This is a genomic window from Anaerotignum lactatifermentans, assembly GCF_016902535.1.
GTDB classification, from domain to species: domain Bacteria; phylum Bacillota; class Clostridia; order Lachnospirales; family Anaerotignaceae; genus Anaerotignum; species Anaerotignum lactatifermentans_A.
On record NZ_JACSNY010000005.1, the window covers coordinates 61,487 to 78,420 of the forward strand.

Here is a 16,934-nt window from a genome sequence, read left to right on the forward strand (position 1 = left end):
GCCTTATGATACATGATACCTATACCTTTCAGGATTTGAGCGAGGTGTGCTATCACCTGCGCAAATACAAAAACATCAAAGAGGACTGGCAGGTAGATTTCTGCAACATCTACGGCGAGCTGGTGGTTTCTTTTGACAGCGACGAGGAAACCAGGGAACGGCTCAAGGATGAGGACGAAACCTATGCCATGGTCACAGAGCTGATGGATATTGCCATGATGATGGGAAAAACATGGTAAGATACAAAGCCCAGTCAAAACAGCATCGCCGGGAACTTTGCGCCGCAGAGTTCCCGGCGATGCTGTTTTTTTTGGAAAAATCCATAAAAATAAGGGCGGGAAATTCCCGCCCCAAAATATCTTATTTGTAGTTTTTGTTGGAATCCTTCAGCAGTACATCGTGGGCGCCGCCCTCTACCAGGCTGGTGGTGGAGATAACGGTAATCTTTGCCTTTTCCTGCAGTTCGGGAATAGACAGTACGCCGCAGTTGCACATAGTGGATTTCACTTTCTTCAGAGACAGACCTACGTTGTCATGCAGGCTGCCGGCATAAGGAACGTAGGAGTCTACGCCTTCCTCGAAGGACAGCTTCGCGTCGCCGCCCATGTCGTAGCGCTGCCAGTTTCTCGCTCTGGCGGAGCCTTCGCCCCAGTATTCCTTCATGTAGCTGCCGTTGATGTTGACCTTGTTGGTAGGGCTTTCATCGAAACGGGCGAAGTATCTGCCCAGCATAATGAAATCCGCGCCCATAGCCAGGGCCAATGTCATATGGTAATCGTATACGATACCGCCGTCGGAGCAGATGGGAACGTATACGCCGGTTTCCTTGAAGTATTCGTCTCTGGCCTTTGCTACCTCGATGACTGCGGAAGCCTGACCACGGCCGATGCCCTTCTGTTCTCTGGTGATGCAGATGGAGCCGCCGCCGATACCGACTTTAACGAAGTCCGCGCCGCAGTCCGCCAGGAAACGGAAGCCCTCCGCGTCTACAACGTTGCCGGCGCCGATCTTTACGCTGTCGCCATAGGCTTCTCTTACCCATGCCAGCGTATCCTTCTGCCATTCGGAATAGCCCTCGGAGGAGTCGATGCACAGGATGTCTACGCCTGCCTCTACCAGAGCGGGTACTCTCTGCTGATAATCACGGGTATTGATGCCGGCGCCTACTACATAACGCTTCTGTGCGTCCAGCAGTTCGTTGGCGTTTTCTTTATGGCTGTCATAGTCTTTGCGGAATACCAGATACTGCAGTCTGCCTTCCTTGTCTACGATAGGCAGCTGGTTGATCTTGTTGTCCCAGATGATGTCATTGGCTTCTTTCAGTGTCGTGCCTTCCGGCGCGTAGATCAGCTGATCCAGTGGAGTCATGAATTCTTTTACTTTTACGTCCCGTTCCATACGGCTGATGCGGTAGTCTCTGCTGGTGACCATACCTACCAGCTTGCCCTGGGCGGTGCCGTCTGTGGTAACTGCCACAGTGGAATGGCCTGTTCTTGCTTTCAGATCCAGAATATCCTGCAAGGTGCTTTCGGGGCTGATGTTGGAATCACTCATAACAAAGCCTGCCTTGTAAGCCTTTGCTCTGGCTACCATAGCCGCCTGGCTTTCAATGGACTGAGAACCAAAGATGAAGGAGATGCCGCCTTCCTTTGCCAGTGCCACCGCCATTTTATCATCGGATACCGCCTGCATAACTGCGGATACCAGAGGGATGTTCATTTCCAGCGCGGGTTTTTCCCCTTTTTTAAACTTAACGATGGGTGTTTTCAGACTGACGTTTTCCACCATACATTCCTTTGTGGTGTAGCCGGGTACCAAAAGAAATTCGCTGAAGGTTCTGGAAGGTTCCGTGAAATAAATTGCCATATGCTTTTTCTCCTCCTGTAAAAAATACTGTTGATCCACTGTGAAGCCACTGTAAGGACCGGAAATAAAAAAAGGAAAAGTGCCTGAAGAGTATCCCCGAAACATACGGTTTCTTATGGGGAAAATGCTTTGCCTGTTTCTTTTCCTTTGTATACAACATTCCCACTGTCCTTGTATTGCATACGATTTTAGCACTAAAAAGCCCCCTGTTCAAGGGGGCTTGGCTATTTTTTTTGTTTTTGTGAAATTCGTTGCTTTTTCCTGTCAAAACAGGGCGTTTCTTTTGATTTTCTGCCCATGATGCCGATACTGTCTATCTTCCGCGCACATAGGGCAGACAGAGCCGGGAGATGGTCCCGATCAGAAAACCGGTCACAACGCCGGATACCAGAAGGAAGGGCAGGTAGTAGGCCATTTTGATATTTTCCACCACCAGTGCCGCCACAATGATCTGCCCCACATTATGGAATACGCCGCCGGCAATGCTGACGCCGGTAATACTCATTTTTTCCGTTTTATAGAGCAGTGCCATGACGGCAAAGCTGCACACAGCCCCCGCCAGGGAATAGAGCAGTCCCGCGAAGCCGGCAAAGAGCAGGCCGCAGAGAATGACACGTATCAAAGAGATGAATAATGCCGTTTTGGGCCCCAGGGAATACATGGCGATGACCACAATCACATTGGCCAGGCCCAGCTTGATGCCCGGCACCACCATGGGCATGGGAATCAGCATTTCCACATATCCCATCAATATAGCCAGTGCCGTCAGCAGGCCGCAGAGGGCGATTTTTTTACTGTTCATGCCTTATCCCACCACCATATCCGCCGCCGGGTCCTCCCCGCCGGTTATTTCCACTACCATTTTATGGGGCAGACACACGATGTTCTCCCCGTTTTTAGAAATCTTTCTGTGGTTTTCACAGATGCCGTCCCGGCAGTCCGCTTCCGTTACCATGGCATAGCCGTCCTGAATTTCTACAATATTATATCCCGTTTCCGTTTCCACCCGGAGACTGTCGTCCTTGGAAAGGGGCATGGTGGCGTAGACCTCGCCGTCCACGGTAATGACTGCCTCCGCTCCCGTTTCCGCCGTTCCCGTATAAAAGAAGTATATGGCCCCGGCAATGGCCAGCACCACGAAAACCAGAATCAAATCCATCCGTTTCATGTCTTTTTCTCCTCCTTTTACATAGGAAAAAAGGAGGCCATCTGCCCCCTCTTCAAAAGTAGTAGGATTTAATTTGTAGTACAATAAAAAATGCCCAGAACCGGAATCGAACCAGTGACACGAGGATTTTCAGTCCTCTGCTCTACCAACTGAGCTATCTGGGCACATCAAAACTTGATACTTGGCTATTATACCGTATTCCTGTATGCTTGTCAACAACATTTTTCGGAAAAGTTTTTCTTTTTTTTCAGAGGACAGGCGGATGTGCCGCCTGTCCCCGAAAGAAATTTATTCGCCTTTCTGCATAATATCCAGAATGGTGGCGTCCATGGTTGCCATGCCTTCCGTGCTGACTCTGCCCAGATTTTTGGCTGTCTGTTCCGCCCGGGAGCCCAGCACGCCAAAATGAGGCGGCATAGCCGTTCCCGCCATAGCCAGCATCGCTGACAGGAAAGCGGAGTATACCCCGGCGGAGGCCTTTAAGGCGCATCCGGTGCTGCCGCCGTCACAGATCATCCCGGACAGATTGGCCGCCATATGATCCATGGCCGCCGCCACTTCCTTCGCGCCGCCGCCCATGAGCAGGACGATGCCCGCCGCCGCGCCGCTGCCGCCGCCCAGTACGCAGCCGCACAGAGGGGAAAGTCTGCCGGTGTAATGCTTGCTGTAAATGGTCACCAGACCGCTGAGGGCCACCGCTCGGCGGATGTCCTCGTCACTGGCGCCCATGCTTCTGCCGTAGGAGACCACGGGCATGGAGCAGAGGATGCCGTGGGAGCCGCTGCCGACAATGCTCATGGCAGGGAAGGGCAGGCCTGCCAGTCTGGCGTCCATGGCCGCTGTGGTCAGATGCTGTGCTTTGTAGATCATATCGTCTCCCAGCACGCCTTTTTCATGGAACAGATCCAACGCGGCGCCGATTTTCAGTCCCGCGCCTTTGGCGCCTTCCGCCGCCAGAGCGCAGTTCATGTCGATCATATCCTGCACAAAGGCGATTTCCTCCGCCGGAACCTCTTTGGCATAGGATACAAAATCCGCGATTTCCACCGTATCAAAGGGAAAAGGCTTTGCCGCCTCCGCCGCTTTCAGTTCTGCCTCGAAAATCACCTTGCCGTCTTTCCACACCTTTGTGATATTGCTGTGGAGCGTTTCGATCAGCGCTTTGCCGGTGCCCTGATCCGTTTCCACTTCCGCCAGAATATAGATTTCCTCTTTTTCCGGGTCTACGGAAAGATCTGTTTCAATGGTGCCTTTCTTGGCTTCGGCCACCGCCTCCGCCGTAACGCCCTTCAGACATTCCAACCCCAGGGCGCTTTCGCCGCAGAGCACGCCTAACAGCGCCGCCATTTCGCAGCCGCTTTCCTCCGTGCCGGGGATGGCGCAGGCAAAGGCGTTTTTATACATACCGCCGTTCATGACCATGGTCACTTTTTTCGCCTTGCCGCCTGCCGCCTCTCTGGCTTTTGCCGCCGCCAAAGCGATGGCGCCCACTTCTGTTACGCCCAGAGCGGGTTTCATTTCACTTTTTAATAAATTTGTCAGTTCCTCTCTCATAATCTTGCACCCCTTTCTGTACAAAGGATACCATATCCCGGGCAAAAAAACTATGGTTCTTCCAAAAAATGGACAAATCCCCCTTTTGGGAAATAATATATCGTGCATTTTGTCTGACTTCGTTGTTTTTTTCGCGGGAATATCCTATAATAACCATGCTGTTTCTCCGGGAACTGTAAAAATCCCGGGGAAAACAGACTGCTTATTTATCATCATTTGCAACACAATTAGGAGGGTTTGTTTATGGAACAAAAAAGAGAACGGTTCTCCTCCCGTCTGGGCTTTCTGCTCATTTCCGCAGGCTGTGCCATCGGGCTGGGGAATGTGTGGAAATTTCCCTACATCACAGGGCAGTACGGCGGCGCGGCATTTGTGCTGATTTACATCGCCTTTCTGATCCTCATGGGGATTCCCATTCTGGTAGCGGAATTGGCCGTTGGGCGCGGCAGCCAGAAATCCATCGCCAGAGCTATGGATGTGCTGGAGCCCAAGGGAACCAAATGGCATTGGTATAAATATTTCGGTATGGCCGGCAACTACATCCTGATGATGTTCTACACCACCGTCGCCGGCTGGATGCTGTATTACTTCTTTAAAATGGCGGCAGGCGGCTTTGAGGGATTGGACGCCGAAGGCGTTGGTACCGCTTTCAATACCATGCTGTCCAGACCCGGTTTGATGACCGGCTTCATGCTGGTGGTTGTTCTGCTGTGCTTTGGTATCTGCGCCCAGGGCTTGCAGGCCGGCGTGGAAAAAATCACAAAAGTGATGATGCTCTGCCTGCTGGCGCTGATGATTGTGCTGGCGGTACGCTCCGCTCTGCTGGAAGGCGGCGAGGCAGGTTTGGAATTCTATCTGAAACCTGATTTCGGCGCTCTGAAGGAATACGGCCTTCTGGAAGTGCTTTTCGCGGCACTGGGCCAGGCCTTCTTTACATTGAGTATCGGTATCGGCGCCATTGCCATCTTCGGCAGCTACATCGACAAATCCCGCTCTCTGACAGGGGAAGCCATCCTTATCACAGTGCTGGATACCTTTGTTGCGCTCATGGCGGGCATGATTATCTTCCCTGCCTGCTTCGCGTACAACGTCAACCCCGGACAGGGTCCTTCCCTGATCTTCGTTACACTGCCCAACGTATTCAATAATATGCCCGGCGGCAGACTGTGGGGTTCTCTGTTCTTCCTGTTCATGTGCTTCGCGTCCTTCTCCACGGTTATCGCCGTGTTCCAGAATATCATTTCCTTCGCGGAGGACCTGACTAACGCCAGCCGGAAGAAAATCGTTATCATCAATATTATCGTTGTTTTCCTGCTGTCTCTGCCCTGTGTACTGGGCTACAACGTATGGAGCGGCTTCATGCCCTTCGGCGAAGGCTCCGCCGTACTGGATCTGGAGGACTTCCTGGTCAGCCAGAACATCCTGCCTCTGGGCAGCCTGATCTTCGTCATGTTCTGCAGCTGGAAAATGGGCTGGGGCTGGGATAACTTCCTGGCGGAGGCCAACAGCGGCAACGGCATCAAATTCCCCAAAGGCATCCGTTTCTATATCCAGTGGATTCTGCCTCTGGTAGTGCTGTTCATTTTCGTCATGGGCTATTATTCCAAATTCTTCGCGGCGTAAAAAATCCGGGCTCGTCCCGGGGAAGACCGGAAAAATAAAAAAAGCGGACCGCTTTCGGGTGAAATCCCAAAGCGGTTCGCTTTTTCGTTTTCCTGCCCTTTACAGCAGCAGGATCTTCTTCCCCTTCCGCCGGGCGTAGGCCACGGCGGTGTAAGCGCCGCCTGTCTCCCGTTCCAGAAAGGCGATGACATACTGGCTTTTTGCGGCCATCCAGCGGTTCCGGCGGGGAATGGCGGCCTTTGTGGGTACACCTTTGAGCGCCCGTGGCACGAAAGCCCCGTCATAGGGCCCTTCTTCGGCCTTTCGCAAAGCGGTGCCATAGGCCGCCGCCAGCAAAAGGCGAATATGGGGATATTCCTGCCGCAAAGAAGCCACGGCCTCCGCCGCCAGCCGGTCAAAGTTCCCGTGGCCCCCCACCAGAAAAACAGAAACCTCCTCCGTCTCGATCAATGCCCGGGCAGCGGCGGCAATGGCGGGCAGCAAAGCCTCCGGCGCGTCCCGATGGCCGAAAAAACAGCAGATGTTTTCCTTTTCCATAAGATTCACCCCTTATTGATATAAAATAGGTTCATTTTAAATTCGAATAAAATTTAAATAGGACTCATTTTAATCATATTACCACAAAAAGGACATAAAATACATTCATATTGAAATCAAATTAACATGAATTTATGTTTAAAGATAGAGGTGATATGTGTGGGTATAAAACATTTATCCATCCGCATTGACGAGACCATGCTGCACAAGCTGCATTTTATCGCGGATTATGAAGGGCGTTCCGCCAACAGCCAGATCAATATTCTGGTGCGGGACTGCATCCAGAAATACGAAAAGGAGCATGGGGAAATCCCCATCAAGTAAGAACAGTCCCCGGGGGCTTCAAAACGCAAAGGGCCGGAATCTTTTTTGAGATTCCGGCCCTTTGCTTGATTATAATAGGTAATTTTTCTGTATCTTGTGTTATGTATGCACATACTTATGCCATGGTGACGATTTTCAAAAACTCTTCCTCCGTCAGCAGTCCCAGCGCCACATACTGTTGCAGTTGGTCCTTGCGGACATATCTCTGCTCATATCGTTTTTTCAGTGTCTCAAACATTTACGCCGCCTCCTGTCTGTAATGTCAAAAGCAGCAGTTCCAGATCGGTCATCCGCTGCATCAAAAGCTCTGTATCCGTATAGACGGGCAGGGGGCTTTGTTCATATTCATAGACCAGTCGGCCCTCTGTCAGACGCAGAAAAGGCGTATAACCTTCCTGTGCCTGGGGATATTCCGGCAGACCGCCTTCCAGCCATATGGTGTCCTCCGCCAGACAGCTTTGGGCCGACTCCCTGGACAGATACAGATTGTACCAGCGCACCCGTCCCGTTTCGTCAAAATTAACCAGCATTTCCCGTTCTCCTTTCCATTTTTTATTCCGCTGTTCTTATTTCATAGCAGATCTTAAATTCATCCAGTGTCATGCTGTTCATGTTTTTAAAATACAGGGAAAAGGCATAGGGCCGCCCCTTTTCCACATGGAACAGCTGGTTCACCATCTTTGCTCTGGGCAGGATGATATCCGGCACCGAGGGATTGGTGCCCATATAGGAACCGGGAACTGTGTTCGGATAGTAGGAAGTCATTTTATCGGTGTAAAGATAAACACTGTAATCCGAGGAACTCCCGCCGTCATAGCTGACTCTGGCGCTGAAAAAGATCACCCCGTCATATTCCGCGAAAAAATACCCCAGAAACATAGTTCCATCCGCCGCGTTCTGCGTGGGAACAGTGACATTTTCCATGTGCTGTACCACCTTTTCCTGATTGGGGAAGTAAAAAAGCTCCTTTGTACGGCCAAAGAGAGTCTCTGTCCCCGTATCCTCCGGGGTTCCGATCCGTTCCAGGATCTCATCCGCCTTTTCTCCCACATGGGCAATGGCGTTTTCCTGTTCGTAAAGCAGTCCGTCTATGGCCTCCGTGTTTTCGTTGAAATCCTGTACGTCGTAATAATCCTCCGAGGAAGGTATAATGAGATTATAATGCTCTGTAAATGTGGACATGGACGCTCACCTCCTTTCTGCTTTCAGCATAGCGGAGGAAAAGTCTCAAATAGTCTCAAGTTGAGGAAAGATTTTTCCGCGGAAAAAAGCCGCCCTCTTTTCGATTGGAGGACGGCTCCTTTTCTTGGAAAACCATAAGAAAAATGAGAAAATAAGAACATGGGCGCCATGGATTCTAAAAAAACAGAAAGAAAGAACTGTCTCTCTGCTGTGGATAACCGGGAGTTATCCACTCTTTTCTGTGGATAACTCCGTCCAATGTTACAAAAAATCCCTGAAAGTTGCACCAAAATTACAGTTATGTTACAGTTGCCCCAAATCCCTTGCCATTTCGCTCTCACCCGGATATAATGACAATGCAAAGTAAATTTTAATGTTCTCTCATCCGGAACGGAACGGTAAGCCAAGGGAGGACGCGCTGCGGCGGCGGCCATAGGAATGGGTGAGGACGCCAAAGGAACGCGGACTGCCGAAGCCCAACGGAAAGGGATGGGGCGGAGGACGGCAAAATCCAAATGCGCTTCGTTGTATAATTATAAAACGAACACGAACATTTAAAAATGAAAAAGGAGGACGATAACAATGAAAAAGTTTATTTCATTTGTTATGGCTGCGGCTATGGTAGCATCCCTGGTGCCCGCTACAGCTTTTGCGAAATCCAACAATGGTGAAGTAAGCGCGACAGCAAGCATCATCAACGCTTGGAGTGTAACAAAAGCAGACCAGAGCCAGGGTAGAATCGAGGGTACAGATGCTCCCGAACTGCAGCTGAAGATCACAAAAGCGGACTACAAACAGACAACAGTAGACGCAAATGAGATCGAAGCGAAATTCACACTGACACTGGACGGCGCAGAATGGCTGGGCAACACTGACGCACAGATCGAACAGAACGTTCTGAACGCGATCACAGTGGAAGACAAAGACCACGACAATATCGTTGGTACATGGGATCCCAATGCTACAGCAGCAACAACAACCTATGCCTACACCAAATCTGGTACAGGTAACGGTGGTAATGGTGATGCTATCGTAGCGGCTTGGAAAGCAGCAGCAGCTAATCAGGAATACGGCTACTGGGATAAAGATACACAGGGTGACCACTTCGTATCCATCTACTCCGTATACGAAGCTATGGCTGAAAAAGAAGGCAATGTTAACCCCGCAAAATCTGTTGCCGCACAGAAAGCAAAACTGTTCGAATTGGTTGTAAATGCATCCGCAACTCCTGCAAAGTGGATGGAAACAACAGACTATCTGGGTACAGGCAAAGAAGGCTGGGTTTGCACAGAGACAGATAGCACATATGGCACACCCGGTACATTCAAGGCTCTGGGCACAAACGCTGCAGATGCAACCACAGGTCTGCCTGAAAACGTACAGAGCTTCGCTGATCTGGTAGCTGGCACATACACAGCTGCTGAAGCAGAAACAGCTCTGGGCGATGATCTGGATACAGCTGTAACTGCTTCTTATGACTATGGTTACCGCGTTCTGAGAGCATCCACAGCAGCTGAAGGCGCTTATACACCTGCTGGCGCACGTGTTGGTGACATCGAAGTTGACGTTATCGACGACAACACAGTAGAAGTTACTATCCACGGTAAATTCGCTGTTGACGACGTTATCGCTGTAAACCTGGTTTCCGTAATGGACAGCTTCAACACAAACAAAACAGCTACAGTATCTGTTGAATCTGATTTGGTAAACGCTGACGACCTGGTATACGTTTCCGTTAAGAAAGCAGGCATCGAAGCTTCCATCAGAAAGACAGTAAACGTTGCTGAAGAAGAAGTTGTTGATCTGTATGACGGCGGTCTGGTAATCAAAGAAGCAGTTGACGGTTCCTGGACAAACGTTAACATAGTAGAACTGAAACTGAACAAAGGTTTCGAATTTACAACAGCTAACGGCGTAACAGTAGAATCCGGCAATGCTAATATTGGTGCTGCCGTTCGTCTGGATGGCGACGACAAACTGGTGATCACAGGCCTGCGCAACAACGTTGTAGATGGCAAGATCACAGTAAAAGGTATGGAAATCGAAGCTACATCCGCTAAATCCGGCGCAACAGCTACAATCACAGTAACAGCTGGCGATATGTCCAAAGTTACAGTAGAAGTTGCTAAGGTTGTTGATTACAAAGTAGTTATGTCCGTTGACGAAGATCTGGATGTTCCCGTAATCTACAGCGGCGTTAACGTAAACAACGACGGTATCACAGACAGTTCCGATCACGAAACACTGGAGATCACACTGGAAGAAACATTCCCCGGCGCTTGGAGCTCCAGACAGGGCTTTGATATCACTCTGCCCGATGGCGTATATGTAACAGACGTTGAAGTTGTAGAAGCAGATAACTTCTTCATCAATGGTCAGGGCGGCCGGAACGGCAACGCATTTGACGAAGGCAACTGGACAAAAGCATTCTGGGATGCATACCGTGACGGCGACTACAAGAACTTCGAATTCGGTAAGAGAGTATTCGACGACGTAGACGTTGACCTGGCAGAAGATCCCGCATCTCTGACATTCATTCTGACACTGGTAGCAGACCCCGGCTTTGAAGGCGATGTAGAAGTTGGCTTCGAAGGCGCTCTGGTTGATACACAGTCCGTAGTAGCTGCTAAATTTGTAGCTCCTTACACAGTAAAAGCTGAACAGAACGATCTGAAGATCGACTCCAGATACACAACTATCCCTACTGACATCGTTGTAACAGAAACAGCAGACGGTCTGTGGGATGACGGTGCTGATGCAGCTGAATTCAGATTCAACATTGAAAAAGGTCTCATCTCCTTCGAAGATGACGCTACATTCACAGTAGACAACGACAGCGAACTGGATATCGACAACGATACATTCAATGTTGATGGCAACAGAGACGCTGGTCTGAGCTTCACAGTAACAGATGTTTCCGACAAGGCTGCAACAGTTACAATCTCCGATATGGAACTGTTCATGGAAAGAAACATCCCCGCTGGCGCATATGCTCTGGAACTGGAAACATCCATGTCCGATGGCTACCTGGCACAGACTCTGTTCGCAGCTGAAGACGCTGTTATGAACGACAATGGTGTTATCACAACAGCTGCTCCTGCTATGGCTACAGCTACAAACGCTCAGCTGGATAACGACAACTGGGTTGATAGCGTACAGGACTACAGCAACGTTGTAAGAGACAAATTCATCAACGTTATCACAGCTCCTAGAGATGAAGACGGTTTCACAACAAAGATCACAGTTCCCGTTGGCGAATCCTACATCATCGCTGGTGAAGTAAAAGTTGAAATCGACACACCCGCATACATCAATGCAAACGGCTACACAATGCTGCCTCTGAGAGCAGTAGCAGTAGCTCTGGGTATCGACAACAACTCCGTTCTGTGGGATCAGTCCACAAGAACAGCTACTATCCTGTATGGCAACAGAGTTGTATCCATGCAGAATGGTGCAAGCGTTATGTACATCAACGGCCAGGCAGTAGCTACAAAGGCTGGCGTTGAAATCACAAACGACAGAACATTCCTGAGCCTGAGAGATCTGGGCACAGCTATGAACGTAACAGACATCTCTTGGGATGCTGCTACAAGAACAGCTTACCTGAACGCAGGCGTTGCAGAAGCTTAATCTCTGGATTAAACTGAATCAAGGATAATTTTTAAGGAGAGTCCGAAAGCAGTCCCCTTCGGGGGACTGCCGTAGGGCTCTTTTTTTGTGTAAAAAATCATCCTACTTTTTTGATGGAAAACCCATGCAGAAAGTTGCGTTTTAATTATTAACATATTCTATACTTTTTCTTAACGAAAGCTGTTTTGAAAAAGTCGTTTTTTTGTCTGATTCTGCTTGATAAATCAGGCTTTTTTATGTTTGCGGCATGATATTCGTTTCTGTTCGCATCAGAGAACCTTGATTTTCCGGGATTCTTTGGAAAAAAGACGAACATGTCTTAACGAAATCTTTATACTTTATGAAAACCTATTGCCATGGATTTCTAATGCAGTTATAATGTTCCTGCAATCATGCTTTCATGTTTTCTGCTGGCGGCGGATCAAATGGCGGAAGCGGAAAAAGAAACGGAAATGGTCTTTTGGAATGGGTGGCGATCATGGAAGGGACTTGGACGGCGGAAATCAGGCGATACAAAGCGGGAGAAACAAAAAGCATAGTTGCGCTTCGTTGTATAATTATGGAACGAAACTGAAAGACGAGAAAGACGAGATAAGAAGGAGGACGATCACAATGAAAAGAGTACTTTCATTGGTTCTGACCGCGGCAATCGCGGCATCCCTGGTCCCCGCTACGGCTTTTGCCGCTGGAGATGATATCAAGGCGACAGCAAAGGTAATCGGCGCATGGACAAGAAACAAAGACGCCCTGGGAAATGGCGTGATTTCCGGTGATGTGCCGGAACTGCAGTTAAAAGTAACAAGTGCGTCTAATAAAATGACAGGCGGCAAGCTGCCGGTCAATAGCGTAACAGTAACACTGGATAACGCGGATTTTGACGCAAAAGCGGCCAATGGTATTACAATTGTGGATAAAGATGGTGCTGATTTGACAAAAGGCACTTCCACAGGTGTAACAGCGCGCTACAAATACGTAGCGGTAGCTGAGGATACCTACAAAGATGCTATTTGGAAATACCTCATTGGTGATACAAATGCGCTGGAAGGTTACCAGATGGTTGAAAACACAATGGATCTGACAAAATGGTACGATAACCAGACAGATATCAAGAAAACACTGAAAAAAGCGGTAGATGATACCGGTAATAAGGTAACAAAGAAAACCGCGGAAGAAAACATGAAAGCGGACTTTGACGCGGCAGCGACAGACGCGTCCAATGACAGCGGCGCAAACAAGGAAAAAGGTCAGGCGCTGGGCTTCAAACAGAGCGATACAGCAAAATTTGAAGACTACGCTCTGGGCAGCAACAACACTTATTTCAAGGTGACAGCAAAGACTGGCCCTGTGTCTATTGCGAAAGACCAGATCCTGCTGGTGCTCAACGGCGGCAAGGAGTATGTGGAAACTTATACTCCCGCTGATATGACAACATGGTGGGGTACAAACAGTGCGGCAGTTATGGGCACAGATGTTGTTGTGACTGTAGCGACAGATGAAGTGGTTGGTACTCCTTCCGCGGACAGAAAGGTAGTAGCGAAAAATATCGAGGTAAAGAACAACGAGCTGACCTTCGATGTAGAAGGCTTCCTGTATGAAGGTGACGTGATCTCTGTAGATCTCTACTCCACAATGAAGAAGACTTCCAAAAACGCTACTGTATCTGTAGATTCCAAAATGGTAGAAAAGGCAAATGACCTGGTTTATGTCAGCGTTGCGGATAAAGGCTTTACAGCGTCCGTGAAAAAGACCGTAAAGGTTGCGCAGGATGAAGTTGTTTTCCTGCACGAAAATGGCCTGAAACTGAAAGAGTCTGTAAAGGATTCCTTCCAGGCGAAAGATAAAGTAACTCTGAAGCTGAACAAAGGCTTTAAATTCTCCAAAACAGATGTATATGTAAATGGAGAAAAAGCAGATGTTGCTTTCGATGGCAACGAAATGACCTTTGAAGTGACAGATGCCATGCTGAAAGCAAAAGGCGCACTGGACAGCGGTGAACTGGTGACTTTGACGATCAAGAGCAAAATCGGCGGCAAAGATGATGGCCTGAAAATTGAGGCTGATGGCGCGAAAACCGGTGCGAAAGCAACGATTACCGCGCAGGTTGGCAAGCTGGACAAAGTTTCCGTTGAAGTTGCGGAAGTTGTAGACTACAAAGTAGTGATGTCCACAGATAAGGACAAAGACCTGCCCGTAATTTACAGCGGTACTAACGTAAACAACGAAGGTATTACAAATAGCTCCAACCACAAAACAGTGGAAATTACACTGGAGGAAACATTCCCCGGCGCATGGAGCATGAGACAGGGCTTCAACATCACTCTGCCTGACGGCGTTTATGTAGCTGACGTGGAAGTAAAAGACGCAGAAAACTTCTTCCGGAACGGCAAAGAGCTGGGCAGCACAGACGCGAAACAGGCTTGGCAGGATGCTTTCGAAAAAGCATACAAAGATGGTAAGTACAAAAACTTCGAATTTGGCAAGAGAACATTTGATGATGTTAATGTAACTCTGGCAAAGAACCCCGCGAAAGTAACATTCGTACTGGTTCTGGTTGCTGACCCCGGCTTCGAAGGCGATGTAAAGGTTGGTTTTGAAGGTGCACTGGTAGACAAACAGAGCGTATCCGCAGCGAAATTTGCTGTACCTTACAAGGTAGAAGCACAGCAGAACGATCTGAAGATCGATACCAGAAACACAAAGATCCCTACAAACATCATTGTAAAAGAAACAGCAGATGGTCTGTGGGATAAGAAAGCAAAATTTACTTTCAACATCGAAAAGAACCTGATCCGTTTTGAGGATGACGCGAAATTTACAGCTGATAAGGACAGTGGTCTGGCAGTAACAGATACACAGAACCAGAAAGAGCTGACATTCAGCGTAAAAACTGTTTCCGATAAGGCTGCAACAGTAACGATTTCCGATATGTCCCTGTTTATGGATAGAAACATTCCCGCCGGCAAATATGCTCTGGAAATGGCTTCTACTATGACAGCTGGCTATGACGCGCAGAAACTGTACGCGAACGAAGATGGCAATAAAGTACCTGCGGATGGCAGAGACTATAAAGGAAACAGCAACAGAGACAACTACATCAGCGATGTAACAAAATACAAAAAGACTGTAAAAGACAGCTTTATCAATGTTGTAACAGCGCCCAGAGATGAGGATGGCTTTACAACAAAGATCACTGTACCTGTTGGTGAAAAATACATCGTTGCAGGTGAGAAGAAGATCGAAATTGATACTCCCGCTTACATCAACGATAAGGGTTACACCATGCTGCCTTTGAGAGCAGTAGCGGTTGCTCTGGGTATTGATAACAACAGCGTGCTGTGGGATCAGAATACCAGAACAGCTACCATCCTGTACGGCAACAGAGTTGTTTCCATGCAGGCTGGCGCAAGCACCATGTACATCAATGGTCAGGCAGTGGCAACAAAGGCTGGCGTTGAAATCACCAACGACAGAACCTTCCTGAGCCTGAGAGACCTTGGTACAGCAGTCAATGTAAAAGACATCACTTGGGATGGGGCTACAAAGACAGCGTTCCTGAACTATGGTGAAAAAGCTGCCGTGTAAAACATGACCTCATTTACATGATATAGCAGAATGTGCGGGAGGGAATTCTCCCGCATGAAATAAATAAAGAGCCGAAGATTTCAGAGATGAAATTTTCGGCTCTTTTTTATGCCGGAGCCGTATGTACAGATTTCGTTGTTTTTTCTTTAAGAAATCATTAACCATGTGAATTTTTCTTATGGATATGGTATAATAGTTTTAATATAAAAATTTCTTAAGATACAGGAGGAATGACGATGAAATATAGTTTACATAAAGGAAAAACAGTTGCTTTGGCTTTGGCCGCGGTTCTTTGCCTGCCAGCAACGGCCTTTGCGGCGGAAGACCCCATGGCAGGGATCAAGGTGATTTATTCCCCCTCTCCAGAGGAAACCGCGGAGCCTTTGCCGGAACTGACGTTTGAGCAGGCCTTGGAAAAAGCGGAAAAGAAAAGCCCGGATCTCCGCTCGTTAGCGGATTATGGGGAGTTTTTACAGGCAACGAAAGAAGATTTGTGGGACAAAACTGGATTTTTCTCTGTGCCGGATGCTTCCTATCGTCAGTGGATCAGTGATTATGTATATTCGTATTATTCCGCTTCTCAGTCCACAGACAGCGGCATGAAGCAGAATGCTATCAATACATCCATGACAAAATTGGCATTGGAATCTACAGTAAAGAATTATTTTACTACGATTTTAAGTGATGAAAGCAATTTGGAAGCGGCGAAAGAAGCCGCGAAGGTACAGGACACTTCTTATGAACAAGGAAAATTGAAGAATGAACTGGGGCTAATGAGCGATTACCAGTTAGAGCAGCTGCGGATTCAGACGGAACAGGCCAATAACAGTGTTGCTTTGCTGGAATATACCCTGGAACAGGAATATCAGAAATTTAACAGTTTGATGGGGGAAGACAGCGAGGCTCGCTTTGATCTGGTTTATGATGTGGAATACGCCCCTTATGAACTGCATGGAACTATGGAACAGCATATCAATAATAAGCTGAACAGTGATTACACCGTTTTGTTGAAGGAGCAGGCTGTCAAGGACGCGGAGTTTAAAAATAATTATTTGCCCGCATCCTCTGATGGTTCAGAGGCAAAGCAGCTGCAGCTGAATCTGGATAATGCCAATCGTGATCTTAAAACGACAAAAGAGAATAAAGAGTTGGCGATCCGAAATGCATACAGCACTATCCTGCAGCTGGAAACAAATTACGATAACGCACAGGCTTCTTTGACTCAGGCACAGGCGGATTATCGTGTTGCACAGATCAATCTGCAGGCGGGCAATGTGACACAGTTAAGTGTGGATCAGGCGGCACTGGCTGTGGCAAAAGCACAGAATGAATTAAATCAGGTCGTTTATAATCACGATATGCAGATCTATTTGTTTGAAAATACCAGTCTCCTTGGCAGTGCATCCTAAAGAGGGATGAGAGGAATATGAGAGAATCATGAGAGAAAAATGAAGCAACGCTGATTTAA

At 48.3% G+C, this 16,934-nt stretch carries 14 protein-coding genes and 1 tRNA gene; 6 read left to right on the top strand and 9 right to left on the bottom strand.

The genetic code is table 11. The features are described from left to right. The first annotated feature begins 5 nt into the window (after positions 1-5). Complete coding sequence (locus H9X84_RS05285; RefSeq protein WP_205133353.1) at positions 6-239, top strand: hypothetical protein; 234 nt, start codon at positions 6-8, stop codon at positions 237-239. 121 nt (positions 240-360) lie between these two features. Here the strand turns inward: H9X84_RS05285 and H9X84_RS05290 are convergent, their stop codons facing one another. The 5 genes from H9X84_RS05290 to H9X84_RS05310 form a co-directional block, all read right to left on the bottom strand. After that, a complete protein-coding gene (locus tag H9X84_RS05290; RefSeq protein ID WP_205133352.1) occupies positions 361-1,866 on the bottom strand; it encodes an IMP dehydrogenase in 1,506 nt (501 codons plus the stop codon). 313 nt (positions 1,867-2,179) lie between these two features. Beyond that, entirely contained in the window at positions 2,180-2,668 is a 489-nt protein-coding gene (locus H9X84_RS05295) for a Gx transporter family protein (protein ID WP_205133351.1), read from the bottom strand. A 3-nt stretch (positions 2,669-2,671) separates the two neighbouring features. Continuing rightward, positions 2,672-3,034 carry a NusG domain II-containing protein gene (locus tag H9X84_RS05300; RefSeq protein ID WP_205133350.1) on the bottom strand — a complete coding sequence of 121 codons (363 nt, stop codon included), beginning with the start codon at positions 3,032-3,034 and terminating at the stop codon, positions 2,672-2,674. Between the two features lie 91 nt (positions 3,035-3,125). Next, positions 3,126-3,198, bottom strand: a tRNA-Phe gene (locus H9X84_RS05305). Positions 3,199-3,322: 124 nt separating this feature from the next. Further along, positions 3,323-4,588 carry a serine dehydratase subunit alpha family protein gene (locus tag H9X84_RS05310; protein WP_205133349.1) on the bottom strand — a complete coding sequence of 422 codons (1,266 nt, stop codon included), beginning with the start codon at positions 4,586-4,588 and terminating at the stop codon, positions 3,323-3,325. A gap of 243 nt (positions 4,589-4,831) precedes the next feature. On the opposite strand from H9X84_RS05310, the gene H9X84_RS05315 reads away from it, so the two are divergent. Continuing rightward, complete coding sequence (locus tag H9X84_RS05315) at positions 4,832-6,211, top strand: sodium-dependent transporter (RefSeq protein ID WP_205133348.1); 1,380 nt, start codon at positions 4,832-4,834, stop codon at positions 6,209-6,211. Between the two features lie 99 nt (positions 6,212-6,310). Here H9X84_RS05315 and H9X84_RS05320 read toward each other — a convergent pair whose 3' ends face one another. Further along, the gene (locus H9X84_RS05320) at positions 6,311-6,748 is read right to left on the bottom strand and encodes a DUF1273 domain-containing protein (RefSeq protein ID WP_205133347.1); all 438 of its coding nucleotides are present in this window, start codon (positions 6,746-6,748) and stop codon (positions 6,311-6,313) included. A 159-nt stretch (positions 6,749-6,907) separates the two neighbouring features. Between H9X84_RS05320 and H9X84_RS13195 the strand changes: the two genes are divergently transcribed. Beyond that, positions 6,908-7,072, top strand: coding sequence for an Arc family DNA-binding protein (locus tag H9X84_RS13195; protein WP_205133346.1), 165 nt, complete (start codon positions 6,908-6,910; stop codon positions 7,070-7,072). A gap of 115 nt (positions 7,073-7,187) precedes the next feature. On the opposite strand, the gene H9X84_RS05330 is transcribed toward H9X84_RS13195, so the two are convergent. Genes H9X84_RS05330 through H9X84_RS05340 form a run of 3 tightly spaced genes read right to left on the bottom strand, consistent with a single transcriptional unit; the run spans position 7,188 to position 8,254 of the window. After that, positions 7,188-7,310 carry an XkdX family protein gene (locus H9X84_RS05330; RefSeq protein WP_205133345.1) on the bottom strand — a complete coding sequence of 41 codons (123 nt, stop codon included), beginning with the start codon at positions 7,308-7,310 and terminating at the stop codon, positions 7,188-7,190. Then, positions 7,303-7,602, bottom strand: coding sequence for a hypothetical protein (locus tag H9X84_RS05335; RefSeq protein WP_205133344.1), 300 nt, complete (start codon positions 7,600-7,602; stop codon positions 7,303-7,305). The genes H9X84_RS05330 and H9X84_RS05335 overlap by 8 nt, the downstream gene beginning before the upstream one ends. 22 nt (positions 7,603-7,624) lie before the next feature. Then, on the bottom strand, positions 7,625-8,254 hold the full coding sequence (locus H9X84_RS05340; protein ID WP_205133343.1) for a hypothetical protein: 630 nt from the start codon (positions 8,252-8,254) through the stop codon (positions 7,625-7,627). A 582-nt stretch (positions 8,255-8,836) separates the two neighbouring features. Here H9X84_RS05340 and H9X84_RS05345 point away from each other — a divergent pair. From H9X84_RS05345 to H9X84_RS05355, 3 genes are all read left to right on the top strand, one after another. Next, entirely contained in the window at positions 8,837-11,884 is a 3,048-nt protein-coding gene (locus tag H9X84_RS05345; RefSeq protein ID WP_205133342.1) for a copper amine oxidase N-terminal domain-containing protein, read from the top strand. Positions 11,885-12,496: 612 nt separating this feature from the next. After that, entirely contained in the window at positions 12,497-15,466 is a 2,970-nt protein-coding gene (locus H9X84_RS05350; RefSeq protein ID WP_205133341.1) for a copper amine oxidase N-terminal domain-containing protein, read from the top strand. A 236-nt stretch (positions 15,467-15,702) separates the two neighbouring features. Next, positions 15,703-16,875 carry a TolC family protein gene (locus H9X84_RS05355; RefSeq protein WP_205133340.1) on the top strand — a complete coding sequence of 391 codons (1,173 nt, stop codon included), beginning with the start codon at positions 15,703-15,705 and terminating at the stop codon, positions 16,873-16,875. The last annotated feature ends 59 nt before the right edge of the window (positions 16,876-16,934 follow it).